This window comes from Actinosynnema sp. NPDC037264, assembly GCF_055603705.1.
Window position 1 is genome coordinate 1 of the sequence record NZ_JBVJVK010000069.1, and the last position, 25773, is coordinate 25773.

At 71.6% G+C, this 25773-nt stretch carries 29 protein-coding genes; 4 read left to right on the forward strand and 25 right to left on the reverse strand.

The features are described from left to right. Positions 1 to 103 precede the first annotated feature (103 nt). Genes ACZ7GX_RS39470 through ACZ7GX_RS39495 form a run of 6 tightly spaced genes read right to left on the reverse strand, consistent with a single transcriptional unit; the run spans position 104 to position 6411 of the window. The gene (locus ACZ7GX_RS39470) at positions 104 to 754 is read right to left on the reverse strand and encodes a response regulator (protein WP_498784810.1); all 651 of its coding nucleotides are present in this window, start codon (positions 752 to 754) and stop codon (positions 104 to 106) included. Positions 755 to 756: 2 nt separating this feature from the next. Then, positions 757 to 2415, reverse strand: coding sequence for a sensor histidine kinase (locus ACZ7GX_RS39475; protein ID WP_498784812.1), 1659 nt, complete (start codon positions 2413 to 2415; stop codon positions 757 to 759). 40 nt (positions 2416 to 2455) lie between these two features. Beyond that, on the reverse strand, positions 2456 to 3280 hold the full coding sequence (locus tag ACZ7GX_RS39480) for an ABC transporter permease (RefSeq protein ID WP_498784814.1): 825 nt from the start codon (positions 3278 to 3280) through the stop codon (positions 2456 to 2458). Further along, positions 3277 to 4143: an ABC transporter permease gene (locus tag ACZ7GX_RS39485; protein WP_498784816.1), complete on the reverse strand. Its 867-nt coding sequence runs from the start codon at positions 4141 to 4143 to the stop codon at positions 3277 to 3279. Before ACZ7GX_RS39485 ends, ACZ7GX_RS39480 begins: the two co-directional genes overlap by 4 nt. Next, a complete protein-coding gene (locus ACZ7GX_RS39490; RefSeq protein WP_498784818.1) occupies positions 4119 to 5270 on the reverse strand; it encodes a polyamine ABC transporter substrate-binding protein in 1152 nt (383 codons plus the stop codon). The genes ACZ7GX_RS39485 and ACZ7GX_RS39490 overlap by 25 nt, the downstream gene beginning before the upstream one ends. Then, on the reverse strand, positions 5263 to 6411 hold the full coding sequence (locus ACZ7GX_RS39495) for an ABC transporter ATP-binding protein (protein WP_498784820.1): 1149 nt from the start codon (positions 6409 to 6411) through the stop codon (positions 5263 to 5265). Before ACZ7GX_RS39495 ends, ACZ7GX_RS39490 begins: the two co-directional genes overlap by 8 nt. 193 nt (positions 6412 to 6604) lie before the next feature. Here ACZ7GX_RS39495 and ACZ7GX_RS39500 point away from each other — a divergent pair, with 193 nt between their 5' ends. Next, positions 6605 to 6862: a DUF2631 domain-containing protein gene (locus tag ACZ7GX_RS39500; protein ID WP_498784822.1), complete on the forward strand. Its 258-nt coding sequence runs from the start codon at positions 6605 to 6607 to the stop codon at positions 6860 to 6862. A gap of 132 nt (positions 6863 to 6994) precedes the next feature. Here the strand turns inward: ACZ7GX_RS39500 and ACZ7GX_RS39505 are convergent, their stop codons facing one another. The 4 genes from ACZ7GX_RS39505 to rlmN all read right to left on the reverse strand — a co-directional run bounded on the left by ACZ7GX_RS39505 (position 6995) and on the right by rlmN (position 9696). Beyond that, on the reverse strand, positions 6995 to 7363 hold the full coding sequence (locus tag ACZ7GX_RS39505; RefSeq protein WP_498784824.1) for a hypothetical protein: 369 nt from the start codon (positions 7361 to 7363) through the stop codon (positions 6995 to 6997). Positions 7364 to 8003: 640 nt separating this feature from the next. Continuing rightward, on the reverse strand, positions 8004 to 8279 hold the full coding sequence (locus ACZ7GX_RS39510; protein ID WP_498784826.1) for a type II toxin-antitoxin system RelE family toxin: 276 nt from the start codon (positions 8277 to 8279) through the stop codon (positions 8004 to 8006). Next, entirely contained in the window at positions 8276 to 8548 is a 273-nt protein-coding gene (locus ACZ7GX_RS39515; RefSeq protein WP_498784828.1) for a type II toxin-antitoxin system Phd/YefM family antitoxin, read from the reverse strand. Before ACZ7GX_RS39515 ends, ACZ7GX_RS39510 begins: the two co-directional genes overlap by 4 nt. A gap of 41 nt (positions 8549 to 8589) precedes the next feature. Next, positions 8590 to 9696, reverse strand: a complete 1107-nt coding sequence (gene rlmN, locus ACZ7GX_RS39520) for a dual-specificity RNA methyltransferase RlmN (protein ID WP_498784830.1) — start codon at positions 9694 to 9696, stop codon at positions 8590 to 8592. Positions 9697 to 9828: 132 nt separating this feature from the next. On the opposite strand from rlmN, the gene ACZ7GX_RS39525 reads away from it, so the two are divergent. Continuing rightward, positions 9829 to 10515, forward strand: coding sequence for a PadR family transcriptional regulator (locus tag ACZ7GX_RS39525; RefSeq protein ID WP_498784832.1), 687 nt, complete (start codon positions 9829 to 9831; stop codon positions 10513 to 10515). A 1-nt stretch (position 10516) separates the two neighbouring features. Here the strand turns inward: ACZ7GX_RS39525 and ACZ7GX_RS39530 are convergent, their stop codons facing one another. After that, positions 10517 to 11500 (reverse strand): aldo/keto reductase, encoded by a 984-nt coding sequence (locus ACZ7GX_RS39530; protein ID WP_498784834.1) that lies wholly within the window; start codon positions 11498 to 11500, stop codon positions 10517 to 10519. Positions 11501 to 11524: 24 nt separating this feature from the next. Continuing rightward, on the reverse strand, positions 11525 to 12271 hold the full coding sequence (locus ACZ7GX_RS39535) for a class I SAM-dependent methyltransferase (RefSeq protein WP_498784836.1): 747 nt from the start codon (positions 12269 to 12271) through the stop codon (positions 11525 to 11527). A 55-nt stretch (positions 12272 to 12326) separates the two neighbouring features. Here ACZ7GX_RS39535 and ACZ7GX_RS39540 point away from each other — a divergent pair, with 55 nt between their 5' ends. Continuing rightward, on the forward strand, positions 12327 to 13145 hold the full coding sequence (locus ACZ7GX_RS39540; RefSeq protein WP_498784838.1) for a VOC family protein: 819 nt from the start codon (positions 12327 to 12329) through the stop codon (positions 13143 to 13145). 3 nt (positions 13146 to 13148) lie between these two features. Here the strand turns inward: ACZ7GX_RS39540 and ACZ7GX_RS39545 are convergent, their stop codons facing one another. The 5 genes from ACZ7GX_RS39545 to rpsB all read right to left on the reverse strand — a co-directional run bounded on the left by ACZ7GX_RS39545 (position 13149) and on the right by rpsB (position 17370). Beyond that, complete coding sequence (locus ACZ7GX_RS39545; RefSeq protein ID WP_498784840.1) at positions 13149 to 14000, reverse strand: phosphatidate cytidylyltransferase; 852 nt, start codon at positions 13998 to 14000, stop codon at positions 13149 to 13151. Between the two features lie 82 nt (positions 14001 to 14082). After that, positions 14083 to 14640 (reverse strand): ribosome recycling factor, encoded by a 558-nt coding sequence (frr, locus tag ACZ7GX_RS39550; RefSeq protein ID WP_498784842.1) that lies wholly within the window; start codon positions 14638 to 14640, stop codon positions 14083 to 14085. Between the two features lie 46 nt (positions 14641 to 14686). After that, positions 14687 to 15397 (reverse strand): UMP kinase, encoded by a 711-nt coding sequence (pyrH, locus tag ACZ7GX_RS39555; RefSeq protein WP_141984185.1) that lies wholly within the window; start codon positions 15395 to 15397, stop codon positions 14687 to 14689. A gap of 139 nt (positions 15398 to 15536) precedes the next feature. Further along, complete coding sequence (gene tsf / locus ACZ7GX_RS39560; RefSeq protein WP_498784844.1) at positions 15537 to 16352, reverse strand: translation elongation factor Ts; 816 nt, start codon at positions 16350 to 16352, stop codon at positions 15537 to 15539. Positions 16353 to 16506: 154 nt separating this feature from the next. Then, the gene (gene rpsB, locus ACZ7GX_RS39565) at positions 16507 to 17370 is read right to left on the reverse strand and encodes a 30S ribosomal protein S2 (RefSeq protein ID WP_498784846.1); all 864 of its coding nucleotides are present in this window, start codon (positions 17368 to 17370) and stop codon (positions 16507 to 16509) included. Positions 17371 to 17767: 397 nt separating this feature from the next. On the opposite strand from rpsB, the gene ACZ7GX_RS39570 reads away from it, so the two are divergent. Then, entirely contained in the window at positions 17768 to 18280 is a 513-nt protein-coding gene (locus tag ACZ7GX_RS39570; RefSeq protein ID WP_498784848.1) for a M23 family metallopeptidase, read from the forward strand. A 616-nt stretch (positions 18281 to 18896) separates the two neighbouring features. Here ACZ7GX_RS39570 and ACZ7GX_RS39575 read toward each other — a convergent pair. The 8 genes from ACZ7GX_RS39575 to ACZ7GX_RS39610 all read right to left on the reverse strand — a co-directional run bounded on the left by ACZ7GX_RS39575 (position 18897) and on the right by ACZ7GX_RS39610 (position 25765). Then, entirely contained in the window at positions 18897 to 19898 is a 1002-nt protein-coding gene (locus ACZ7GX_RS39575; RefSeq protein ID WP_498784850.1) for a FliA/WhiG family RNA polymerase sigma factor, read from the reverse strand. After that, positions 19873 to 20850 (reverse strand): tyrosine recombinase XerC, encoded by a 978-nt coding sequence (locus ACZ7GX_RS39580; protein ID WP_498784852.1) that lies wholly within the window; start codon positions 20848 to 20850, stop codon positions 19873 to 19875. The genes ACZ7GX_RS39575 and ACZ7GX_RS39580 overlap by 26 nt, the downstream gene beginning before the upstream one ends. A gap of 33 nt (positions 20851 to 20883) precedes the next feature. Next, positions 20884 to 22032 (reverse strand): DNA-processing protein DprA, encoded by a 1149-nt coding sequence (dprA, locus tag ACZ7GX_RS39585; RefSeq protein WP_498784854.1) that lies wholly within the window; start codon positions 22030 to 22032, stop codon positions 20884 to 20886. Next, on the reverse strand, positions 22029 to 22304 hold the full coding sequence (locus ACZ7GX_RS39590) for a hypothetical protein (RefSeq protein WP_498784856.1): 276 nt from the start codon (positions 22302 to 22304) through the stop codon (positions 22029 to 22031). Before ACZ7GX_RS39590 ends, dprA begins: the two co-directional genes overlap by 4 nt. Before the next feature lie 284 nt (positions 22305 to 22588). Then, entirely contained in the window at positions 22589 to 24100 is a 1512-nt protein-coding gene (locus ACZ7GX_RS39595; RefSeq protein WP_498784858.1) for a YifB family Mg chelatase-like AAA ATPase, read from the reverse strand. Further along, on the reverse strand, positions 24100 to 24453 hold the full coding sequence (locus ACZ7GX_RS39600; protein ID WP_498784860.1) for a YraN family protein: 354 nt from the start codon (positions 24451 to 24453) through the stop codon (positions 24100 to 24102). Before ACZ7GX_RS39600 ends, ACZ7GX_RS39595 begins: the two co-directional genes overlap by 1 nt. A 194-nt stretch (positions 24454 to 24647) precedes the next feature. Then, positions 24648 to 24971 carry a DUF2469 domain-containing protein gene (locus tag ACZ7GX_RS39605; RefSeq protein ID WP_015104440.1) on the reverse strand — a complete coding sequence of 108 codons (324 nt, stop codon included), beginning with the start codon at positions 24969 to 24971 and terminating at the stop codon, positions 24648 to 24650. Continuing rightward, positions 24971 to 25765 (reverse strand): ribonuclease HII, encoded by a 795-nt coding sequence (locus ACZ7GX_RS39610; RefSeq protein WP_498784862.1) that lies wholly within the window; start codon positions 25763 to 25765, stop codon positions 24971 to 24973. Before ACZ7GX_RS39610 ends, ACZ7GX_RS39605 begins: the two co-directional genes overlap by 1 nt. Positions 25766 to 25773 lie beyond the last annotated feature (8 nt).

A 25773-nucleotide genomic window follows, 5' to 3' on the forward strand; every position in this document is an offset into this window, starting at 1 on the left:
CCCCCCCCCCCCCCCCCCCCCCCCCCCCCCCCCCCCCCCCCCCCCCCCCCCCCCCCCCCCCCCCCCCCCCCCCCCCCCCCCCCCCCCCCACCCCTGCGCGCACTCAGTTCGCCAGCCCCGCGTCGCGCGCCAGCAACGCCGCCTGCACCCGGTTCGTGAGCCCGAGCTTGGCCAGCAGCCTGCTCACGTAGGTCTTCACGGTCGCCTCGCTCATGTGCAGCCGCTGCCCGACGTCGGCGTTGGACATCCCCAGCCCGAGCAGGGCCAGCACCTCGACCTCGCGTTCGGTCAACCCCTCGACCTGGCGCATCGCCGCCTGCCGGCGGGGCTGACCCACCTGGGCCACCATGCCCACCACCCGGCTCGTCACCATGGGTGACAGATAAGCCTCGCCCGAGTGAACGGCGCGCACGGCGCGCAGCAGTTCCTCCGGGGCGGAGTCCTTGAGCAGGAACCCGGCCGCGCCGTCGGACAGCGCCCGGACGATGTTGTCGTCCTCGCCGAACGTGGTGAGCATCACCACCCGCACCGAGGGTGCGACGGTCCGCAGCTCGCGTGCGGCGGCCAGGCCGTCCAGGCGGGGCATGCGGATGTCGAGCACGGCGACGTCCACCCGCCGCTCCAGGGCGATGCGGACCGCTTCCCGCCCGTCACCGGCCTCGGCGACCAGTTCGATGTCGTCGGCGGTGCCGAGGATGGCCTTGATGCCCGCGCGCATCAGCGGCTCGTCGTCGGCGATGAGGACCCGGATCACTGTCACATCCCCTGCAAGTGGGTGTTCTTCTCGACCAGCGTGCCGTCGGCGAAGCAGAACCGCACGATCTTGGTCGCTCGCGAGGAGTAGGTCTGCACGTCGGCGACGCGGTACTCGCACCGCGCGCCGGCGGGCTCGGCATCGGCGTCGGAGTTGAGGTCGCCCAGCGGCGGCTCGGCGCCGCCCGGCAGCTTGGCCATCACCTCCGCCTCCGCCTGCCCGACCGACACCGAGTCGTACAACTCCTCGGACACCACCTTGGTGACGGGTTGCGACCCGATCCACGTGTAGCCGCCGACGACCACCAGCACGACGATCCCGGCCAGCACGATCGAGCCGACGCCCGCCCACTTGCGGATGCCGGTGGGCTTGGCGGGTTCGGGCTGCTCCTCGTCGGACGGCTCGTCGCCCGCCGCGGCGGTGTCCTCGTACGGCAGCACGGCCGCGATGCGGAACCCGCCGGTCGGCAGCTCGCCCACGTGCAGCATGCCGCCCGCCAGCCGCACCCGCTCGCCGAGCCCGATCAGGCCGAACCCGGCGCCGCCGGGCAGCTTCGTCCGCGGCGGGTTGTTGCGCACCTCCACCACCAGCGCGTCCGGTTCGTACTTCACGGTCACCTGCACGCTCGCGCCCGGCGCGTGCTTGTTGGCGTTGGTCAGGCCCTCCTGGGCGATGCGGTACGCGGCGTGGCTGACCTTCGCGGGCAGCGGCACGGCCAGGCCGCCGCGGACCAGGCTGACCCGCACCCCCGCCCGGCGCGCGCCGTCGACCAGCTCGTCGATCGCGTCGACGGTCCGGTTGTCCCGGCCGACGGTGCTCCCCCGCACCTGGTCCTCGTCCGGTTCCTCGTCGCGCCGCAGCACGCCGATGACGCCGCGCAGCTCCTCCATCGCGGTGAGGGCCGCGCTGCGCAGCACCTGCACGGCCTCGCGCTGGCGTTCGCCGAGGCCGGTGTCCAGGGCCAGCGCGCCCGCGTGCACGGAGATGAGGCTGAGCCGGTGGCCGAGGCTGTCGTGCATGTCCTGCGCGATCCGGTTGCGCTCGCGCAGCCGCACCTGGCGCGACACCATCCGCCGCTCCCGCACCACGCGCTCCTCGCGTTCCTGCAAGGCCGCGACCAGCGCGTTGCGCTGCGCGACGTACCGGCCGACCAGGAACGGCAGCGCCACGACCATGCAGTAGACGGTCAGCATCACCCACTGGCCGAACGGCCCGGACAGGCCGGGCGCGGACAGGCCCCAGGCGAACATGTGCAGGGCGAGCGCGAGGACGGCGGTGAGCAGCGAGCGCTGCCACGGCGCGATCCGGTAGCCGGCGGCGTAGGAGAGCATCACCACCAGCGCGACGCCGCCGTGCTCGGAGCTGAAGACGACCCACGTGGCCGCCAGCAGGGCCAGCGCGGGGAACAGCAGCCGGGACAGGTAGATCACCACGTACCCGGCGCCCAGCAGGATCAGCGTCCAGCCGGAGAGCCGCGAGTTGCCCGAGACCCAGCCGGGGAACACGTCCAGGCCGAGGAACACGACGACCGCCAGCACCTCGCGCCCCACGCGCAGGGGCGTCACCTGGCCGAGGCGCTCGGCGTGGGCGCGCAGGAACGCGGAGGGCGCCTCCCGGAGATCCGGCAGGGCGGGCCGGAGCCGCTGAACGACAGACGTCACGGGGGACCACGGTAAAGAACCAGCCGCCGGACGGCCGCGTTCATTGGTCTCGACCGCCTCCGACGAAAGTTGACGCAGGTGACGCGCGGCGCGCCCGCCAGGCCACCACGAGCACGCCGGCGATCAGCAGCGCCGCGCTCACCGCCACCATCACCGTCGACAGCGCGACGATCTCCGGCGACACGCCGCGGCGGCCGGCCTGGGCGTACACGAACACCGGCAGCGTGGTCGAGCCCACCCCGGTCAGGTAGCTGGACGTCACCACGTCGTCGAACGACAGCAGGAACGCGAACGCCGCACCCGCCGCCACCGCGGGCGCGACCAGCGGCAACGTGACCGTGCGGAACGCCACCAGCGGGCTCGCGCCGAGGTCGGCGGCGGCCTCTTCGAGCCGGTGGTCCACGCCCGCCACCCGGGACCGCACCACGACCACCACGAAGCTCAACGAGAACGCGACGTGCGCGGCCAGCAGCGCGCCGAACCCGAGGGGAATGCCCGCGAGCTTCACGCAGAACCCGAGCAGCGCCACGCCCAGCACCACCTCGGGCACCACCAGCGGCAGGCTCAGCAGGACCGTCCACACGCCCCGGCCGGGGAACGCGCGCCGAAGGCCGAACGCCGCCAGCGTGCCGACCGCCGTGGCGACGACGGCGCTCGTCGCCGCCAGCCGCAGGCTCAGCCCGAGCGCGTCGAGCACCCGCGCGTCGCGGAACAGCGCCGCGTACCAGCGGACCGACAGCCCGGTGAGGCGGCTCAGCGACCGCGAGTCGTTGAACGACACCAGCGCCAGCCACCCGATCGGCGCATAGAGGAACAGGAACACCAGGGCGGCGACCGCGCCCAGCGCCCACGGGCGGCGGTTCACAGCACGTCCTCGCCGCGCCGGCCGCGCGCCACCAGCACGACCACCACCAGGACCAGCAGCAACACCGCCATCGCCGACCCGAGCGGCCAGTTGTTGCCGCCGCGGAACTGGTCGTCGATCACGCTGCCGAACGTCGACTGCTCCACGCCGCCGAGCAGCTTCGGCGTGACGAAATCACCGGCCGACGGCACGAAGACCAGCAACGACCCGGCCAGCACGCCCGGGAACACGCCCGGCAGCACCACGCGGAAGAACGTCGAGGCCCGCGCGTGCCCCAAGTCGTAGGACGCCTCCACCAGCCGGTGGTCGAACCGCGCGCACGCCACGTACAAGGGCAGCACCATGAACGGCAGGAACCCGTACGTCAGCCCCACCACCACCGCGCCGTGCGTCAGCAGGAACCCGCCGTCACGGCCCAGGCCCACGGCGCCCAGCAGCCGGTTGACCAGCCCCTCGCCGTCCAGCAGCGCCTTCCACGCGTAGATCCGGGCCAGGTAGCTCGACCAGAACGGCACCAGCACCGCCACCAGCAGCGCGGTCCGGTGCCGGCCGGCGTGCCGGGCGATGAACCAGGCCAGCGGGAAGCCCAGGAGCAGGCACAACGCCGTCGTCACGCCCGCGTACGCCAGCGTGCGGCCGAAGATCGGCAGGAACGCCGGGTCCAGCGCGGTCGCGTAGGCCCGCAGCGTCCACGGCAGCACGGCCCGCGCCACCCCCGTGTCGCGGGTGGCGAAGCTGAACTGCACCACCAGCGCCAGCGGCGCGACCAGGAACAGGCCGAGCCACGCACCGGTCGGCGCGAGCAGACCGGTGGCGACCAGCCACCGCGGCCGGGCCATCAGCCGGTCTTGACCCTGGTCCACGCGTCGGCGTAGCGGGCCTCCACGTCCGCGCCGAGGTCCTTGGTGAACGGCAGCTTGGCCAGTTGCTCGTCCGACGGGTACACCAGCGGGTCGTTCAGCAGCTCCGGCTCGATCATGGGCTTGGCGGCCTCGTTCGGGCTGCCGTAGCGGATGGCGTTGGCCAGCGCCGCGCCGACCGACGGTTCCAGCACGTAGTCGATGAACCGGTGCGCGTTCTCCGCGTGCGGCGCGTCCTTGGGCACGCACAGCAGGTCGACGTAGGACAGGCCGCCCTCGACCGGGATCGCGTAGGCCAGGTCGTCGTTCGCGTCACGGGCCTGGAACGCGTCGCCGGAGTACGCCTGCGCCAGCGGCGTCTGGCCCGAGGTCAGCGGCTCGATCACGTCCGAGGTGATCTGGCCGAGCTTCCCCTTCAGCTCCAGCAGCACCTCGACCGCCTCGGCGATCTGCCCGGCGTCGGTGGTGTTCGGGTCGTGCCCGAGCTTGAGCAGGCCGAGCGCCAGCGCGTCGCGCGCCTCGTCCAGGATCGTGGCGCGGCCCTGCGCGGCGGCCAGGTCGTAGGCCGAGAACCCGGTCACGTCGCCGAGCTGCGACTTCGAGTACGCCAGGCCGGTCGTGCCCCAGGCCCACGGCACGGAGTAGGCGTTGCCCGGGTCGTAGTCGGCCTCGGTGAACCGCTTGCCGAGGTTGCCCAGGTTCGGCAGCAGGTCGTGGTCCAGCGGCGTGAGCAGCCCGGAGCGCAGGAACCGGCGCAGAAAGTTGTCGCTGGGCACCACCAGGTCGTACCCGGCCGCGCCGGAGGCGATCTTGGCCTCCATCTCGTCGTTGGAGCTGAAGTTGTCGTAGGTGACCTCGATGCCCGAGGCGTCCTTGAAGCCGGGCAGCGTGTCGGGTGCGATGTAGTCGGTCCAGTTGTAGAAGTTGAGCTTCGGCTCGGCGACCGCGTTGCTCGCCCTCGCGGCCGACGCGGGCGCGCTGCTCGTGCCGGTCGGTGGCGCGTCGCCGACGCCGCACGCCCCGGTCGCGGCGAGGGCGAAGAACGCCGTCGAGCGCAGCACGGTCCGGCGGGTCACCTTCGCGTCCTCCGGGTCCCAGAGTCGGGCGATCCGCAGTGTCCGCTCAGTCATCGGCGCTCCCCAGCAACACGGTGAAGTCGGGATCCCAGGCCATCCGCACGGGCTGCCCCGGCGAGCCCGCGTCGGCGACGCGGTGGGTGTTCTGCGCGAACGCGACCAGCTCCGCGCCGCCCGGCACGTCCACCACGTACTGCGTGGACACGCCCGCGTACACGACGTCGCGGACCGTGCCGGTGAGCACGCACCAGCCCGTCGGCGGTTCGTCGGCGAGGTCGTGCAGGTGCACCTTCTCCGGGCGCACGGTCGCCGCGACCCGTTGCCCGTGGCGGACCTCGTGGCCGTTCAGCGGCGCCCTGAGGCCGGTGACGCCCGGCGCGTCGAGCACCGCCCAGCGACCGTCCACACCGGACACCCGGGCGTCGAGGATGTTGGAGGTGCCGATGAAACCGGCGACGAACCGGGTGGCCGGGCGCTCGTAGACGTCCTCCGGGTAGCCGACCTGCGCCACCCGGCCCGCGTTCATCACGGCGACGCGGTGCGACAGCACCAGCGCCTCCTCCTGGTCGTGCGTGACGTAGAGGAAGGTGGTGCCGACCTCGCGCTGGATGCGCATCAGCTCGATCTGCAACTCCTTGCGCAGCACCGCGTCCAACGCGCCGAGGGGCTCGTCCAGCAATAACAGCCGGGGGCCGGCGCCGAGCGCGCGGGCGATGGCGACGCGTTGCTGCTGGCCGCCGGAGAGCTGCGCGGGCCGCCGCTTCGCGTACTGCTCCAGTCGGACCAGTTCCAGGTGCTCCCCGACGACCTGCTTCAGCCGCGCGCCGCGCACGCCCTTGCGCTTGACGCCGTAGGCGACGTTGTCCCACACCGACAGGTGCGGGAACAGGGCGTAGGACTGGAAGACCGTGTTCACGTCACGCCGGTAGGGCGGCACGCCGACCACGTCCACGCCGTCGAGCTCGATCCGGCCCGCGGTCGGGTCCTCGAACCCGGCGATCATGCGCAGCAACGTGGTCTTGCCGCAGCCGGAGGGGCCGAGGACGGAGAAGAATTCGCCTTCGTGGATCCGCAACGTGACGTCGTCGACCGCGGTCTGGTCGGCGAAGCGCTTGGTGACGCCGTGGACGCCGACTTCGACCGGTGCGAAGGTGTCCGGCGTGCGGCCCTCGGCCGGGTGGAACCGTTCGGTCAACCTCGTCGCCCTTCTGGGCGGTTGCGGCGCCCGTTCCGGCCTGGCGGGGTGCGGTGCGAACACGCGGCGGGTACGCGCGAGGGCCGAGGGTAGACGTCACGGCGGTGCCGCGCACCTCACGTCTCGCCTGGCGCGCGGGTGTGCGACGATGACGCCGTTGGTGAACGTGATCGGGCAGGAAGGTCGTGCGGCTGTGTCTTCGTCCTCGGAACTGGACAAGCGTCCGGCGGTCGACACCCACGAAGAGCCGTCGGCCGAGTGGGGTTGGCACGGCACCTTCCCCAAGGGCATCAAGATCGCGGGCTGGCTCTCCACCCTCGCGGTGTTCTCCCTGCTGATCGGCAACCACCACGGCCAGACCGAGAACATCTGGGTGATCCTGACGGGCCTCACCATGGCCGCCCTGCTGATCTGGGACCAGGTCCGCAGCCGCACCTCCTGGCGCCGCTAGACCCTCGGCGGTAGGTCAACTGCCTTGCCGCGCAGCGCCCTCACCGGCCGCGGACGAGTTGTCGACGGCTCACTGATCGGCTGACCGGCTCCACCGCTGCACCGCGGGTGAGGACAGCGCGATGTCGGCGAGTCAGCCTTCGAACCGGTCCCGATCCCGCCGGTCGAGCGACCCTTGCCAATCGGTCTCCACGAGGCTGCCGTCGGGCAGGACTCCGACCCGGCGGCTCCGCAACTCCTCGAGCAGGTCCTCGACATCGACGGACAAACCGTCGAGTTCATCGGACTCCGCACGTCGAAGCCGCACCACGAGGGAAATCGGCAGGCCGACCCGGATGCCCAGACTGGCGATTTCGGCGAATTGGTAATCCTCGTCCTGCCCTGGAGTGCCGATTTCGAGCGCCCGGAGGAACGGCGAATAATAGGCGAGCATGAAGCGGTCCCTGGTCACGTCCAAGGCGACCGCCTCGACGTCGTCGGCGTCCGGGTCGAAGGCCTCCAAGTGCAGGGGCCCGTTCCGCCGGGGAAAGTGTGCGACACACCCTAGAGCCACCCATGGCGGCTTACCCTCCACTGCTGAGACCGAGCGCTTTTGGGCCTCCAGCGCACGCCGCACCTCAAGGGGGACCCTGCCGGAACGACCCTTGGCCTCGGCGACCACCCAGCCTCGTGGCGAGATCCCGAACAGGTCAGCTCGGCGCGTGCTGCGCCGAAGCGAACGCCGCCCGACTCCGACCGATCCAAGGTCAACGCCAAATCCGAGCGCACCTATTCCGCACCGTAAGCCCGACGGACATAAGTCGGAACGAGCGACGCCCGTTGCAACCATTCATATACCGATGACTTACCGTGAGCGAACTCGTCACCGGGGGCGCGACCCGTCATGAAGAGCGCATGCGCGAGATCGTTCGCCGAGAACTGCAAGAAATCCCGATGCGGAACCACGCCGGCGGGGAACGCGAACGCACGGAAGGGCACCCGGAAATCAGGGGGTGGATTCCTCACGGTCAACATTCGGCAGAGACACCGTTCGTGCGCAGGGTCGGCTCGCACGCCGCTCGCGACGCACTCTAGCGACTCCGCAGGGAACCGATCACGTCACGCTACGTCGACCGGCGGACCTCGGCGCCCCCAACGCCGCCTCAACGCGGTCGGTACACGTCGGCACGGTGTTCGACGCGGAGCACGGTGACCTCACGTCGTTCGTCGTCGATCTCGTACAGCACCCGGAAGGCGCCACGCCGAGCCGAGTGGACACCTTCCAGTTCGTACCGCAGCGGTTTGCCGACCCTGTGGGGGTTTTCCAGCAATGTGCGGGTGATGAACTCGATCACGGCCGACGCCACGCCCTCGGGCAACTTGTCCTGGATGGTTCGCGCAGCACTGGTCGCCACGTGAAGCTCGTACGGCTCGGTCACGAACGTGGCCGCAGTGCTCGAACCGCCTCCACACCGCTCACCACGTCGCCACGGGCCACCTCGTCGCGGGACTGCCTGATCGCCGCCACCGCGTTGGGGTCACTGAGGATCTCCAGCGTCTCCTCAAGCGCCGCCAAGTCCTCGTACCCGATCAGCACGGCCGCAGGTCGCCCGTTCCGGGTGACCACGACGCGCTCGTGCTCGCGCTCGGCCCGGTCGATGAAGTCCGACAGGTGGTCGCGCACCGATCGCAGCGGCTCGATGGTCATGGCCACAATTGTGGCACAACTGACCGCAGACCTTCCAGCGCTCAGCCCTCGGCGGCGAGCTGGCCGCAGGCGGCGGCGATTTCCTGACCCCGGGTGTCACGCACGGTGCACGCGACGCCCTGGTCGTTGACCCTCCGGACGAACTCGCGCTCCACCGGCTTCGGCGACGCGTCCCACTTCGAGCCCGGCGTGGGGTTCAGCGGGATGACGTTGACGTGGACGAGCTGGCCCAAGTGCCGGCGCAGCAGCTTGCCCAGCATGTCCGCACGCCACGGCTGGTCGTTGATGTCGCGGATCAGGGCGTACTCGATCGACACGCGGCGGCCGGTGCGGTCGGCGTAGCCGCGAGCCGCCTCCAGCACCTCGGCCACCTTCCACCGGGTGTTGACCGGCACCAACGTGTCGCGCAGCTCGTCGTCCGGCGTGTGCAGCGACACCGCCAGCCGGACCTGGAGGTTCTCCTCGGTCAGCTTCCGGATCGCCGGCACCAGGCCCACGGTCGACACCGTCACCGAGCGCTGCGAGATCCCCAGACCCTCCGGAGCCGGGTCGCAGATGCGGTGCACCGCCTCGACCACGCGCTTGTAGTTGGCCAGCGGCTCGCCCATGCCCATGAACACGATGTTCGACAGCCGTCCCGGCCCGCCGGGCAGCTCGCCGTCACGCATGGCCGCCGCACCGCGCCGCACCTGGTCCACGATCTCCGCCGTGGACAGGTTGCGGGTCAGGCCGCCCTGCCCGGTCGCGCAGAACGGGCACGCCATGCCGCAGCCCGCCTGCGACGAGATGCACAGCGTGGCGCGGTCCGGGTAGCGCATCAGGACGCTCTCGACCAACGTGCCGTCGTGGGCGCGCAGCAACGTCTTGCGCGTCGTGCCGCCGTCGGCCTCGACGCTGCGCAGCTCCGTCCACAACGGCGGCATCAGGTCGGTCACCAGGCGTTCCCGCGCGGCGGCGGGGATGTCGGTCATCGCGTCGGGGTCGACGGTCAGCCGGCCGAAGTAGTGGTTCGACAGCTGCGCGGCGCGGAAGGGCTTCTCACCGAGTGCGGTGACGGCCTCTCGACGCTGGTCGGCGGAGAGGTCGGCGAGGTGGCGCGGCGGCAGCCCGCGCTTGGGCGCGTCGAAGACGAGGGGGAGGGCAGTCATAGCGCCCTCCAGTGTCCCACGCGCGCGCCGCACCCATGACCACGCCGACTGCGATCGCCATCACCGTTGCATCGCGATACGTTCCGATATATCGTCGACACGTCGCAACCGATCGATACGAGGAGCAGGAAGATGCACTTCCACGGACACAGGCACCACGAACACCGGCACCACCGCGAGCACGGCTTCGGCGACCCACGACAGGGGTTCGGCGGCGGAGGGTTCGGCGGCGGCTTCGGCCGCGGCCCCTTCGGCGGTCCCCCGCCACCGCCCGACCCGTTCGGCGGCCCCCCGATCCCGCCCGAGCCGCCCGGCTTCGGCGGGCACGGCCGGGGACGGGGTCGCGGCGGGAGGCAGCGCAAGGGCAACGTCCGCACGGCGGTCCTCGCGCTGCTCGCCGAACGCCCCATGCACGGCTACGAGATGATCCAGGAGATCAGCGGCCGCACGGACGGCCTCTGGCGGCCCAGCCCCGGCTCGGTCTACCCGACCCTGCAGATGCTGGCCGACGAGGGCCTCGTCGCCTCCACCGAGGAGGCGGGCGGCAAGAAGCTGTTCACGCTGACCGAGACCGGTCGGGAGACGGCCGCGAAGCTCGACGGCGCGCCGCCGTGGCAGCAGGTCAACGACGACCTCGACCAGCACGCGGCGAAGCTGCGCACGGCGGCACGGCACCTCGGCGCGGCCATGCAGCAGATGGCGCACGCGGGCACGCGCGAGCAGCAGGCGCGGGCCGTCGAAGTCCTCGGCGAGGCCCGCCGCAAGCTGTACGCGATCCTCGGCGAGTTCGACGTCGAGGAGGACAACGCGGAGGAGTGACCTACCAGCGGTCGTGGACCAGCGGCCGGACCAGCGAGTCGTACACGGCCCGCACCTCGTCCTGGGCCTGCGCCGACAACGGCGCGAGGTCCGCGGCGGCCGAGTTGGCCCGAGCCTGCTCGGCGTTGCGCGCGCCGGGGATGACCACGGTGACGCCCGGCTGGTCCACGACCCACCGCAGCGCGAACTGCGCCATGGTCGCGCCGGGCGGCACGAGGGCGCGCAGCCGCTCCACCGCCTCCAGCCCGACCTCGAACGGCACGCCGGAGAACGTCTCGCCGACGTCGAACGCGTCACCGTTGCGGTTGTAGTTGCGGTGGTCGTCGGCCCCGAACGTGGTCGACGCGCTGTACTTGCCGGACAGCAGCCCCGAGGCGAGCGGAACGCGGGCGATGATCGCCACGCCCGCTTCCGCCGCCGCGGGCAGCACCCGCTCCAGCGGCTTGAGCCGCAGCGCGTTCAGGATGATCTGGACGCTCGCAACACCCGGCCGCGCGATCGCGGTCAGCGCCTCGTCGACGGTCTCCACGCTCACGCCGTACGCGGCGATCCGCTTGGCCTCGACCAGCTCGTCGAGCGTGTCGAACACCTCGTCGGTCGAGAAGACCGGCGTCGGCGGGCAGTGCAGCTGGACCAGGTCGAGCGTGTCGACGCCGAGGTTGGCGCGCGAGCGGTCGTTCCAGGCCAGGAAGTTCTCGCGGTTGTAGTTCTCCGGCGTCTGGTCGACGCGGCGGCCCATCTTGGTGGCCACCGTGATGCCCGCGTCGCCGCGCTCGCGGAGGAACTTGCCGATCAGCGTCTCGCTGCGGCCGTCGCCGTAGACGTCGGCGGTGTCGAAGAAGTTCACGCCGGTGTCGGCGGCGGCGTGCAGCACCGCCAGCGCGTCGGACTCCTCGACCTGGCCCCAGTCGGCGCCGAGCTGCCAGCAGCCGAGACCGATGACGCCGACCTGCCGACCCAACCTGCCCGCGTTCCTGTTCTCCACGTCCCGAATCCTAGGTGAGCGTTCTCAGGGCAGCACAATCCCGGCCGGCTTGCGCCTCACGTGGACGCGGTAGCCGACCTCGAACGACAGGCCGGGCGTGCGCGCGATGGCCTTCTCCGCGACCGCCGCGGAGAACTCGATGCGCAACACCGCCTCCAGGTCCTCACGGCGGTCGAACCGCCACAGCGCGCGCACGCGGCGCAACGAGAACCCCTGATCGGCGAAGAACCGCTCCACGTCCACGGGGTTGTAGCGCGGCTCGTCGGAGCACAGCCAGGGCCCGTAGGGCTCGGCCAGGCCGTCGAGGTCCACGATCGCCAGCGCGCCGCCCGGCCGCAGCACCCGATCGGCCTCGCGCAGGCCCGGCTCGCAGCCGGGGCCGAAGAAGTACGCCGTGCGCGCGTGCACCAGGTCCGCCGTCGCGTCCCGCAGCGGCAGGCGTTGCGCGGGACCGGCCACCGCCTCGGCGTTCGGCACGTCCGCCACCCGGGCCCGGGCGCGCCGCACCAGCGGGGCGTGCGGCTCGACACCGATGACCGAGCGCGCCTCCCGTGCGAACACCGGCAGGTGGAACCCGTCACCGCAGCCGACGTCGACCACGTCCCGCCCGACCCAGTCGCACTCCTCGCGCAGCACGCGCCAGATGGCCCCGTCCACGTCCTGGGCGCGGTTCTCGACCTCGTAGAGCTCGGGCCAGTGCCAGATGTTCGGGCTCGGCAGGACGTCGACAGGCCGGACGGCGGCCAACGCGGCGCGGACGAATCCCTTCACGGGACGACTCTAGAGCCGTAGCGTGATCGAATAGGCGGCTTGCAGGAGGTACGCGGTGTCGATCGTCCCCAATTCTCCCGCTTTGGCCGAGTTGCACCACGGCGCGCCGTGCTGGGTCGACATCGCCACGACGGACCTCCAGGCCACGATCGACTTCTACTCCGGGCTGTTCGGCTGGTACTTCTCCGACTCGGGCGGCAACGCGATCGCCCTGGTGGACGGGATGCCGGTGGCCGAGCTGGTCGTCGCCGACGCGCCGAGCGCGTGGACGCTCTACCTGAACACGCCGCACGCCCGCGCGACCGCCGAGAAGGCGCAGGCGTTGGGCGGCCACGTGCTCGGCGAGCCGTCGGACACCGTCACCGTGCTCGCCGACCCGAGCGGCGCGGTGGTCGGGTTCCGGCACGTCCCACCCGACTGGGTGTTCGGCGCGGACGGGCACGGCGCGTACGCCTGGGCCGAGCTGAACACGCGTGACGGGCACGCCGCGGACGAGTTCTTCCGCGAGCTGTGCGGGTACGAAATCACCCAGATCGGTGACGGCCAGGCGGTCGACTACACGCTCTGGGCCGTGCAGGGGCACACCGTGCTCGGCCGGCAGCGGATGGGCCGGGCGTTCGCGCCGGACACCCCCGCGCACTGGATGGTGTACTTCACGGCCGCGCCGGAGATCGGCACGGACTCGGCCGCGTCCAGGGTGCTCGAGCTGGGCGGGCGCGTCACCGTGGAGCCGTACGACACGCCGTTCGGCCGGATCACGGTCGTCGCCGACCACACGGGCGCGGTGTTCTCGGTGATCGACCCGTCCCGCACCACGCCGCTGTCGGAGGAGGAGGCCACCGAGACGCGGGTGGACGACCCCTACGACGACTGAGAGCTAGCCCGGCACGAACACGTGCAGCAGCAGCCAGGCGACCACGGCGGACGGCAGCAGCGAGTCCATCCGGTCCATCAGGCCGCCGTGACCGGGCAGCAGCGTGCCCATGTCCTTGATCCCGAGGTCGCGCTTGATCAGCGACTCGACCAGGTCGCCCGCGGTCGCGGTGACGACCAGGGCCGCGCCGAACAGCACGCCCTGCCACCACTGGCCGTCCAGCATCAGGCCGACCGTGAGCGCGCCGCCGACCATGCCCGCCACCATCGAGCCCGCGAAACCCTCCCAGGACTTCTTCGGGCTGATGGTGGGGGCCATCGGGTGCTTGCCGAACAGCACGCCGGCCACGTAGCCGCCGGTGTCGGACAGCACGACGCCGATCAGGAACGCCAGGACGCGGAAGACGCCGTCCTCCGGCACGACCAGCATGACCGCGAACGACGCGAACACGGCCACGTAGGCGACCGTGAAGATGGACGCGGTGACGTCGCGCAGGTAGCCGTCCGCGCCGTCCTTGAGCCGCCAGAGCAGGCACGCCAGGATCGTCACCACGAACGCGGCGAGGACGCCGCCGCGCTCGTAAGGCCAGGCCAGCCACACCACGGCCTGCCCGCCGACCAGCACGGGCAGCAGGGCCACCCGGATGCCCGCGCCACGCCGCAACGCGCCCGTCAGCTCGTACACCGACACGGCGACGGCGACGGCGACGACGCCGACGAACAGCTCGCGCACCGTGAACAGCGCGACGAGGATGACGGCGCCCAAGCCGACGCCCACGGCGATGGCCGCGGGCAGGTTGCGCCCCGCGCGTGACGCGCCCTTCTCCGGCGCGTCCTGGTCACCGCCGCCTGACACCTGCTGTGCTCCTATCACGGCCGTGCACCGGCCGAGCCAAGCGCGCGGGCTCCTCGCCCGACCCGCCGAACCGACTTGACCACTAGACCTCGAGCAGTTCGGCTTCCTTGTGCTTGACCAGCTCGTCGATCTGGGCGACGTAGCGGTGGGTGACGTTCTCCAGTTCCTTCTCGGCCCTGGTGCCGTCGTCCTCGCCGACCTCGCCGTCCTTGACCAGGCGGTCCAGCTCTTCCTTGGCCTTGCGGCGGATGTTGCGGATGGAGACCTTGGCGTCCTCGCCCTTGCCCTTGGCGACCTTGACCATCTCGCGGCGGCGTTCCTCGGACAGCTGCGGGATCACCACGCGGATGATCGAGCCGTCGTTGCTCGGGTTCACGCCCAGGTCGGAGTCGCGGATGGCCTTCTCGACCGCGTTGAGCTGGGTGGCGTCGTAAGGCTTGATCACCGCCATGCGCGCCTCCGGGATGGCGACGCTGGCGAGCTGGTTCAGCGGGGTGGGCGAACCGTAGTACTCGACCACGATGCGGGAGAACATCGAGGGGTTGGCGCGGCCCGTGCGCACCGAGGCCAGGTCCTCCTTCGCCACGGACACCGCTTTTTCCATCTTCTCCTCGGCGTCGAGGAGGGTCTCGTCAATCACGACTGACTCCCTTGGTGTGCGCAGTTCGGCTCGAATCCCAGCAGGTCTAGAAGGACGGGCGACCACCGGGGGTGCTCACCAGTGTGCCGATCTTCTCACCACGCACGGCTCGCGCGATGTTCCCCTCGGTGAGCAGGTTGAAGACCATGATCGGCATGTTGTTGTCCATGCACAGGCTGAACGCGGTCGCGTCGGCGACGTTCAGGCCGCGTTCGAGCACTTCGCGGTGGGTGATGTTGTCGAACATCAACGCGTCCGGGTCGATCTTGGGATCCGCCGTGTAGACGCCGTCCACGGCCTTGGCCATCAGCACGACCTCGCACCCGATCTCCAGCGCGCGCTGCGCGGCGGTGGTGTCGGTGGAGAAGTACGGCATGCCCGCGCCGCCGCCGAAGATCACCACGCGCCCCTTGTCGAGGTGCCGCATGGCCCGCCGGGGGATGTAGGACTCGGCGATCTGGCCCATCGTGATGGCGGTCTGCACGCGGGTCTCGATGCCGTGCTCGCGCTCCAGGAAGTCCTGCAGGGCGAGGCAGTTCATCACGGTGCCGAGCATGCCCATGTAGTCGGCGCGGCTGCGGTCCATGCCGCGCTGCTGCAGTTCGGCGCCGCGGAAGAAGTTGCCGCCGCCGATGACGACCGCGACCTGGACCCCTGTTCGGACGACCGCGGCGATCTGGCGTGAGACGGTCTGCACGACGTCGGGGTCGACGCCGACACCGCCACCGCCGAACATCTCGCCGCCGAGCTTGAGCATCACCCGGCGGTAGCCCTGGATCGGCTCGTCGTCGGCGTGATCGGCTTTCGCGTGGTCTACCTCTGCGCTCACAGGTACTCCTCTGGACACGGCAAGGGCGGGGTCGCGACGTCTGCGCGCAACCCCGCCCTCACGCGAATCAGGCCTGGCCGACCTCGAACCGGGCGAAGCGGGTCACGGTGACACCGGCCTCGTCCAGCACGGCCTTGACGGTCTTCTTGGACTCGGTCACGGACGACTGCTCCAGGAGCACGACGTCCTTGAAGAAGCCGTTCACGCGACCCTCGACGATCTTGGACAGCGCCGCTTCCGGCTTGCCCTCCTCGCGAGCGGTCTCCTCGGCGATGCGGCGCTCGTTGGCCACCACGTCCGCGGGGACCTCGTCGCGGGTGAGGTAGCGGGGACGCATCGCGGCGATCTGCATCGCGGCGCCGCGGGCGGCGTCCTCGTTGTCGCCGGTGTACTCGACCACCACGCCGACGGCGGGCGGCAGGTCGGCGGCACGGCGGTGCAGGTAGGTGGTCACGGCGCCGTCGAAGATGGCGACCTTGGCCAGCTCCAGCTTCTCGCCGATCTTGGCCGAGAACTCCTGGACGACGGCGTCGACGGCCTTGCCGTCGAGGTCGGCGGCCTTGAGCACCTCGACGTCAGCCGGGCGGGTGGCCTTGGCGACCGCGACGATCCGCGCCGCCAGCTCCTGGAAGTCGGCGTTCTTGGCGACGAAGTCCGTCTCGCAGCGCAGCTCGATCATCACGCCGCCCTCGGCCATGACCAGGCCGTTCGCGGTCGTGCGCTCGGCGCGCTTGTCGACGTCCTTGGCGCCCTTGATGCGCAGGAGCTCGACCGCCTTGTCGAAGTCGCCGTCGGTCTCCTCGAGCGCCTTCTTGCAGGCCATCATGCCTGCGGCGGTCAGCTCGCGGAGGCGCTTCACGTCAGCGGCGGTGTAGTTCGCCATCGTGCGATTTCCGTTCCTTCTGCGGTCTGGTCGTCGGCTCGCTCGCCGACGCGTTTACGCGCTTGGGGGTGGTGCGGTACCAGCCGGTCGGGCGCTGGTCGCTGTGCGCACGCCGCGCCCACCGTGATCAGGGCAGGCGCGGCGTGCGGACAGCTCAGGACTGGACGGACTCGGTGCCCTCGGCGGGCGCCTCGCCGGCGGGGGCCTCGGCGGCCGCCGGTGCGGCGGGCGCGTCGGCGCCGACCAGCAGCTCCTGCTCCCACTCGGCCAGCGGCTCGTCGACGCCCGGCTCGGGCTTGTCCGCGCCGTCGGCGGCCTTGGTGCGGGCGCCGGAGCGCGCCATCAGACCGGCGGCGGCGGCCTCGGCCACCACCTTGGTCAGCAGCGCGGCGGACCGGATCGCGTCGTCGTTGCCCGGGATCGGGTAGTCGACCTCGTCCGGGTCGCAGTTCGTGTCGAGGATCGCCACGATCGGGATGTTCAGCTTGCGCGCCTCGCCGACGGCGATGTGCTCCTTCTTGGTGTCCACGATCCACACGGCGCTGGGCACCTTGGACATGTCGCGGATACCGCCGAGCGTGCGCTCCAGCTTGTCCTTCTCGCGGTTCATCATCAGGATTTCCTTCTTGGTGAAACCCTGGAAACCGCCGGTCTGCTCCATCGACTCCAGCTCCTTGAGCCGCTGGAGGCGCTTGTGGACCGTGGAGAAGTTGGTGAGCATGCCGCCCAGCCAGCGCTGGTTCACGAAGGGCATGCCGACGCGGAGGGCCTCGTTGGCGATGGCCTCCTGCGCCTGCTTCTTCGTGCCGATGAACAGGATCGAACCGCCGTGCGCGACCGTTTCCCGGACGAACTCGTAAGCCCGGTCGATGTAGGTCAGCGTCTGCTGCAGGTCGATGATGTAGATGCCGTTGCGCTCGGTGAAGATGTAGCGCTTCATCTTCGGGTTCCAGCGACGGGTCTGGTGCCCGAAGTGCACGCCGCTGTCGAGCAGCTGCTTCATGGTGACGACGGCCATGGCCGGGTTCGCACCTCTTCGTTCAGGCGCGCCTGGCGGTGAGCCGGCGCGCGTTCCGGTTGGTCGCGGCGGACCGGGGTCGGACCGCCGCCCTGGTGCCCCTGCCGCCGTCCGAACCGGAGGACGTCTCGCCTCAGGACCGCTGGACGCCGTGACTCGACCACACCGAAAACTGGTCGGATCTGCATTGGCACGCGAAGTCGTCCCGCACTCACACGGGCCGCGGTCCGAGTGTACGCCGGTGAGCCGGAGAACCACGAACCGGGCCTGAGGTTGTCCACAGCCCCATGAGTTATCCACAGGTGAGCCGAAGCCACTGGTAGCCCCCGGTCCCCGCCGGAACGCTGGACCCATGACTCCCACGATGCGAACACTGCTGGTCCTGACCTTGACAACGGTGGTGACGCTACCCCTGACCGCGTCGCCGGCGCCCGCGAGGGCCGACCGCCCACCGCGCTTCGCCTGGCCGCTCGCACCACCGCACCAGGTCGTCCGCGCCTTCGCAGCGCCGGCGACGGAGTACGGGCCCGGTCACCGCGGCGTGGACCTGGCCGCCACCGCGGGCGCCACCGTCCTGGCCGCCGCCGATGCCGTCGTCGTGCACGCGGGCCCGGTCGCCGACCGTGCGGTCGTCTCACTGCTGCACACCGGCGGCCTGCGAACCACCTACGAACCGGTCACCCCCACCGTCCGCCGAGGTCAACCGGTACGGCGAGGCGACCGGATCGGCACCCTGAACCCGGGCCACGAGGGCTGCCCCACCGAGGCGTGCCTCCACTGGGGCGCACTGCGAACCACCCCACCGCGCTCCCGCACCTACCTGAACCCATTGCACCTGTTGTCCAACGGCCGTGTCCGCCTCCTCCCGAGGGCGGACGGCAGCGGCCCTCAACGCGCCCACCCCTTCTGACCAGCCCAACCCGCTTACCGGCCAGCCCCGCTGACCCGGCCAGCCCCTCTGACTCACCTGCCTCGCCATCTCGCCCTCCCTGCCGCACCACCGCACCACCGCACCACCGCACCGAAGCTCGCCCCACCGCCTCGCCCGAGCCACCGCCGCACCCGCCGCACCCGCCGCGTGCCCCTCAACCACGCCCTTCCCGCAACCTCACCCAAAGCCAGCGTCACCCCGACCGCGCACTCCACCGCGCGACCTCCCCACCCGCGCGACCTCCCCACCGCGCGACCTCCCCACCGCGCAACCTCCCCACCCGCGCCCACGTGCGCCCACCAGCGCCTCACCTCGCAGCGCCGCCGCCTAGCGGACAGGGCGGCGCGATCGGGGGATGTCTCCGTGCAGTGGTCGTGGCGGGCTCGTGGCCTCCGGGCCGACCTCGATTCGGCGAAACCGGGTGTCCGTCGAGCACGGCGCCCGTTGAAGGCGCGCGTGTGATTCGCCGACGGCACTTGGCGGGTGCGTCCGGCGGTGGGTTCGGCAGGTGCGTCCGGCAAGTGCGTTCGCCGGGTGGCGGTTGGGGTCTGCTGCCGATGGGCGACTGATGCCGATGGGCATCGGCGGAGCCGGGCTAGGCCTCCAGCTGCTCGTTCAGCTTGGTGCGCAGGCGCAGCACCGCCCGGGTGTGCAGCTGGCACACGCGGGACTCCGTGACGCCCAGGACCTTGCCGATCTCGGCCAGCGTCAGGTTCTCGAAGTAGTACAGGGTGACCACGACGCGGTCCCGTTCGGCGAGCTGGGCGATCGCGTCGGCGAGTTGGCGGCGGCTGTCCTGGTCGACCAGGGTGGCGATCGGGTCCTCCGCGCCCTCGTCGGGCAGGGACTCGGCCAGTGACGAGCCCGCGCCACCGGTGTTGCGGCCGGCGGCGATCAGCTCGTCCAGGGCGACCACGCTGGTGAGCTGGAGCTGGGCGTAGAGCTCGCGCAGCTCACCGAGGCCGATCTTCAGCTCGGCGGCGAGCTCGCGGTCGGTCGGGGTGCGCTGGAGGCGGCCACCCAGGCGTTCCAGGGCGCGCTCGACGTCACGTGCCCGGCTGCGGACTGAGCGCGGCACCCAGTCCTGTGAGCGCAGGTCGTCGAGGATCGCGCCTCTGATGCGCTGCATCGCGTACGTCTCGAACTTCAGGCCGCGCTCGGGCTCGAACTTCTCGATCGCGTCGACCAGGCCGAAGATGCCGGACTGGATCAGGTCCGCCACGTCGACGTGCGCGGGCAGACCGGTGCCGACCCGACCGGCGACGTACTTCACCAGCGGCGCGTAGTGGAGCACCAAGCGGTCGCGCAGGGCCTGCCGACGTGACTCGCCGTAGGTGTGCCACAGCGCGATGATCCCGGCTTCCACGTCATCGGCGGTGCGCGACTCCGACGCCGCGTGCGCGGGCCTGCCGGGGACCACGGCGGGGGCGGCGTGCCCGTTCGTGCGCTGCGGCTCGCCGTCGACGTGGTGACCGTACGTCCCAGTCGGGGTGCGCGCCGCCGACGAGGTCCCGACGTGCGCGGCGGAGGGAGAGGTCACGGTTGCGGTCCGCGAACCTCCCCCTGCGACGTCAGGAGCGGGGGTGGGTTCGGTCATGGATCGCCTTCAGCCGTTCGACGGTGACGTGTGTGTAGAGCTGAGTCGTTGCGAGCGTAGCGTGACCAAGAAGCTCTTGGACGGTGCGCAGGTCCGCTCCCCCTTCCAACAGGTGCGTGGCCGCGGAGTGGCGCAGGCCGTGCGGCCCGGTGTCGGCCGTCTCAGGTACCGCACCCACTACATCGTGGACAACCCTCCTGGCGGTACGCGGGTCGAGCCGCCCACCTCGCGCGCCGAGCAGCAGCGCACGGTGTGAACGGTCGCTGACCAGGGCGGATCGACCATGTTCCACCCAGCGCCGTACAGCCCGTTCGGCCGGAACGCCGAACGGCACGGTGCGTTCGCGACCACCCTTGCCCAGAACCCGAATCACCCTTTGGGAGTAGTCCACGTCGTCGAGGTCGAGACCGCACAACTCGGCGACCCGGACACCCGTTGCGTACAGCAACTCCACCACGGCTTGGTCACGCAGCGCAACCGGATCGCCGTGTTCCGCGCCTACTTCGGCAACTGCCATGGCGGCGTCGGCCTGGTCCGGCCGGAGCACGGCGGGGAGGGTCCGGTGGGGGCGGGGCGCGCTGAGCCGCGGGCCGGGGTCGGCGGCGAGCAGGTCGTTGCGGGAGGCCCAGGCGGTGAACGTGCGGGCGGAGGCGGCGCGTCGGGCCATCGTCGTCCGGCTCGCGCCGGCGGAGTGCTGGGAAGCCAACCACGACCGCAGGCCCGGCAGGTCGATCGCTTCCACGGTGGCGTTGTCGGGTGTGCCCTCGGCTAAGTGGACCAGCAGGGCGACCACGTCGCCGAGGTACGCGCGCACCGTGTGCGGTGACAGACCGCGTTCCATCGCGAGGTGGCGTTCGTAGCGGTCCAGGGCCGTCGCCACGTCCGCGGGCAGCGCGCGACGCAGGCGAACCAGGTCGACACGACGTGTCCGAGCGGGCGGCGGCGGGGACATAGCCCCTGACGCTGCGCCCTCAAGCGCTCTTGGTCAAGTATCGCCACGCCAACTCCCGTCCTGGGAGCGCTTCCAACCGCTCTCCGTGCGTTCGGCGAGACTGGCCAGTTCCAATTGCGGCAACAAGGCGCGCACCCGAGCCAGCTCGACGCCGGATTCGACGGAGATCGCCTCCGGGCTGTGCCCGAACGTCAGGCCCAGCGCTTCGAAGACCCGCATCGCCTCGCCCTGCGGTGGTCCGGTGTCGGTGTTCCTGGTGGCTTCGACGAGGTCGACACCGAGCCGTCCGGTCGACTCGATGATCTCGGCGACGCTGGTCACCGGCACCGCGAGCCCCGAACGCAGCAGCTCGTGGCAGCCCGACGAGCTGACCGACGTGATCGGCCCGGGAACCGCCATGAGCACCCGGCCGAGTGCCGCCGTAGACGCGGCGGTGTTCTTGGCCCCGCTGCGCCGTCCCGCTTCGACGACCACGGTGCCTTCGGCCAGAGCGGCTATGAGCCGATTTCGCGTCAGGAACCGGTGGCGCGCGGGCGTGTGGGTCGGCGGGTACTCGCTCACCAGCAGCCCTTGGCCGGGGATGCGTTCGAGCAAGGGGCGGTGGCCGGACGGGTAGGCGACGTCGATCCCGCAGGCCAGCACGGCGATCGTCGGCCCGCCCGCCGTGATCGCGCCCCGGTGCGCCGCGCCGTCGATGCCGTAGGCCGCGCCGGACACCACGGTGACACCGGCCTCGGCCAACCCGAAGCCGAACTCGCCCGCGACGTGCTGCCCGTAGCCGGAGGCGGCCCGACTGCCGACCACCGCGACGGCCCGCTCGGTGATGGAGGAGAGGTCGGCCTCGCCCCGGACCCACAACGCCAAGGGCTCCACACCGCACCGCAGGCCGTTGGCGGCGGCGAGGGCGAGGGCGTTGAAGGGCCAGCGGGGCCACTCGTCGTCCTCCGGGACCAGGAGCCGCCCGCCGACCTTCGCGGCCGCCTCCAGGTCCTGCTCGGCCTGGTCCACCCCTCGACGCGCCGATGTCTGGCTGTCGACCCCGGACGGCACCTCCCCGGCCCTGACCGACTCCGCGGCCCGCACCGGCCCGACTTCGGCGACGAACCGGACCAGAGCAGCGGCGGGCGGCTCGGCCACCCGCGACAGGTAGGCCCGGGCCAGCCGGATCTCATCGGTGCTCACGGCGACCGCCACCACTCGTCGGGCCCGGGGCGGGTGACCGGCGCGAACCCCTCGCCGGGCTCCGGGTCACGCGACATGTCCGCCGCGCGAACCGCCTTCGACCCGGCCGGCGCCGATTCGATCCCGCTCCGCACGCCGGAGGCCTGCTCGACCTGCGGACCCGACTCGACCGACCGGCCCACGAGCCCACCGCCCGCGTGGTGGCTGCCTGCGGCCAGCCTGGACGCGACCACGGTCCGCGCCGCCGCAGTAGGGCTGACGTCGGTCGACACGGTCGGCGGTGAGGCCCTCGGGGTCACGTTCGAGGGAGGGAGCGGGGGCAGGGCTGGGGTCGGTGGTGCGGAGGGTGGTGGTGCAGACGGCGGTGGTGCGGATGGCGGGGTTGAGGGCTCAGCCGGCGGGCGGGCGATCGGTGGGTGGACGGGTGGGCCCATGGCGCGGTTCGGGTCGGCGGGAGCCGGGTCAGGGTCGGCGAGGATCGGGGCGGTGTGGGTGGGCTGGGACTGGGCGGTGAAGGGCTGGCCGGTAGGGATCGGCTGGGTGGGGGTTGGGTCGGTCATGACTTCCTGCGCTCTCGGAACTCCAGGGCGGCGGCCACGTGGTCCGCTGTCGGTTGGTCGACCTCGGCCAGGTCGGCGAGGGTCCAGGCGACTCGTAGGCACCGGTCCGCGCCACGGCCCGTCAGGGCTCCCGTGGTCAGCGCTCGGTCCAGGACGGTGGTCGCGTGTCTTGGCAGGGCGTACTCCCGCCTGAGCGCGGGGCCCGGCACCTCGGCGTTGGTCAGCCAGCCGTGGGCCGCCCAGCGCTCGGTCGCCCGCGTCCTGGCCTTCTGGACCCGCTCGCGGACGGCGGCGGTCGGTTCCGGTGGGGCGATCTCCGCGTTGCTCATGGCGGTCAGGGGGCGCATCACCACCCGCAGGTCCACCCGGTCCAGGAGCGGGCCGGAGAGCTTGCTCTGGTAGCGCCTCCGCGCGGCGGGCAGGCAGACGCAGTCGATGTCCTTCGGCGGTGCGCAGGGGCACGGGTTGGTGGCCAGCACGAGTTGGAACCTGGCCGGGTAGCGGGCGATGCCGTCACGCCTCGCCAACCGCACCTCGCCCTCCTCCAGCGCGGTGCGCAGCGCGTCCAGCTTCGCCGCGCCGAACTCCCGGGCCTCGTCCAGGAACAGCACGCCCCGGTGGGCCCGGCTCATCGCACCCGGCTTCGCCATGCCGGTGCCGCCGCCGATCAGCGCCACCGTCGACGTGGTCGGGTGCAGCGAGACGAACGGCGGCGTGGCGACCAGCGGGCTCTCCGGGGACAGCAGACCCGCGATGGAGTGCACCGCCGTGACGCCGAGCGCCTCCTCCGGCGACAACGGCGGCAGGAGGCCGGCCAGGCGTTGGGCCAGCATGGTCTTGCCGGTCCCCGGCGGCCCGGTCAGCAGGATGTGGTGACCGCCGGCGGCGGCCACTTCGAGGGCCCACCTCGCCTCCGGCTGGCCCACCACGTCCGCCAGGTCCGGGCCGTCCGGCGGTGGGGCGATGGCGGGCGGGGCGGTGTGGTGGAGGGTGTGCTCGCCGCCCAGCCAGGACAGGACGTCGGTCAGGGTCGTGGCGCCGTGCACGGTCATGCCGTCCACCAGGGCGGCTTCGGGCAGCACGTCCACCGGGACCACCGCCTCGGTCAGGCCCGACCGCTTGGCCGCCACCAGCGCGGGCAGCACACCCCGGACGGTGCGGACCCGGCCGTCCAGGGCCAGCTCGCCCAGCAGCACGGTGTCGGCCAGGCGTTCGCCCGGGATCGCCTTGGCGGCGGCCAGGACGACGCAGGCGATGGCCAGGTCGTAGCCGGAGCCGTTCTTGGGCAGCGTGGCCGGGGACAGGCCCAGCGTCACGCGTTGGGACGGCCAGTCGTGCCCGCTGTTGCGCACCGCCGCCTTCACGCGGTCCTTCGACTCGTGCAGGGCGGCGTCCGGCAGGCCGAGGAGCTGGGTCCTCACCGTGCCGACACCGACGTCGGCTTCGATCTCCACCGGCACGCCGTCCACGCCGAACAACGCCACCGACCACGTTCGCGCGAGCGCCATCACACACCTCGCAGGTGGTGCAGGCGGACCTTGCCCTCGGGCGGCCACTCGATCGCGATCACGTCGAACCGGATCTCCACGCGCCCGACCCGGTTGGCGCTCAGCCAGCGCAGGGCCGACTTGCGGACGCGCTCCAGCTTGTCCGGCGTCACGGCTTCCAGGGGCGTGCCCCTGCTGGTGCCCGAACGGCACTTCACCTCGACGACCACCAGCCGGGCGCCGTCGGTGGCTATGACGTCCAGCTCACCGTCGTCGCACCGCCAGTTGCGCGCCAGGATCGACAGGCCCTGGTGCTCCAGGTACCGGCACGCCGCGTCCTCGCCACGCCTGCCCAGGTCGGTCGCCGTGTTCATGCCCCACTCCTCCGGAATCGGTCCTGGTTCGACCATGCCGGGGTGGTGGCGGGGTGGCGATGGGCAGTTCGCCGGCTGTGGACAACTTCAAGGGCTGTGGACGGCCGCCGGGGAAATGTCGGTGGCGCGTGGTAACGGCCGGAACGCGCAAAGGGGCCCACCCCCACGGGCAGGCCCCTGCGACTTTGCGGGTATCAGGAGTTGAACGGGCCGTCCTCGGGCAGCCTGAGGTCGGGTTTGTCCAGCTCCTCGACGTTGACGTCCTTGAAGGTGATGACGCGGACGTTCTTCACGAATCGGGCGGGGCGGTACATGTCCCACACCCACGCGTCGGACATCCGCACCTCGAAGTAGACCTCGCCGTCCGCGTTGCGGACCTGCACGTCCACCGAGTTGGCCAGGTAGAACCGCCGCTCGGTCTCCACGACGAACGAGAACTGGCTGACGATGTCGCGGTACTCCTTGTACAGCGACAACTCCATCTCGGTCTCGTACTTCTCGAGATCCTCTGCACTCATTACGCCTCCGCGCGGGTAATCATCGAATCCGCGCCCCTCCTCGTCGCGAGCCTGCCACCGCTGGTCTGCGGGGTTGTCCCATTCTGGACCACGGCGGCCGCGACCACGCCGCGCGCCACCCGGTGCGGCGCCGCCATCCCGTGCCGGAGCGCCGCGGCGGCCACGTTCGCATACGACCAGCGGTGTTGCGCGCTCGGGCCGTGCTCCACCAGCGCCGCCGAGTGCTCGGGGGTGCTGTAGCCCTTGTGCACGTCGAACCCGTAGACGGGCAGCTCCTCGTGCAGACCGGTCATGATCCGGTCCCGCGTGACCTTGGCCAGCACGGACGCCGCCGCGACGCACGCCGCCACCCGGTCGCCCTTGACCACCGGCATGTTGGGTGCGGTGAGACCGGGCACCGGGAAGCCGTCCGTCAGGACGTACCCGGGATGTGCCTCCAACCGCGCGACCGCGCGCCGCATGCCCTCGATGTTGGCCACGTGCACGCCGATCAGGTCGACCTCGGCGGCCGGGATCACGATCACCGCGTAGTCCAGCGCGCGCTTGAGCACCAGGTCGTACATCCGGTCGCGCGCGGCGGCGGTGAGCAGCTTCGAGTCGGTGAGCCCGTCGAACTTCGCCGCGTCACCCGGCTTGAGCACGCACGACGCCACGACGAGCGGGCCCGCGCAGGCGCCACGACCGGCCTCGTCCACGCCGGCCACGGGGCCGAACCCGCGCCGGTCCAACGCGGCCTCGAAGGCCCAGATTCCCGCGGTCTGCCGGACCTGGACGCGAGGCGGCTTGCGGATCACCCCTCGAC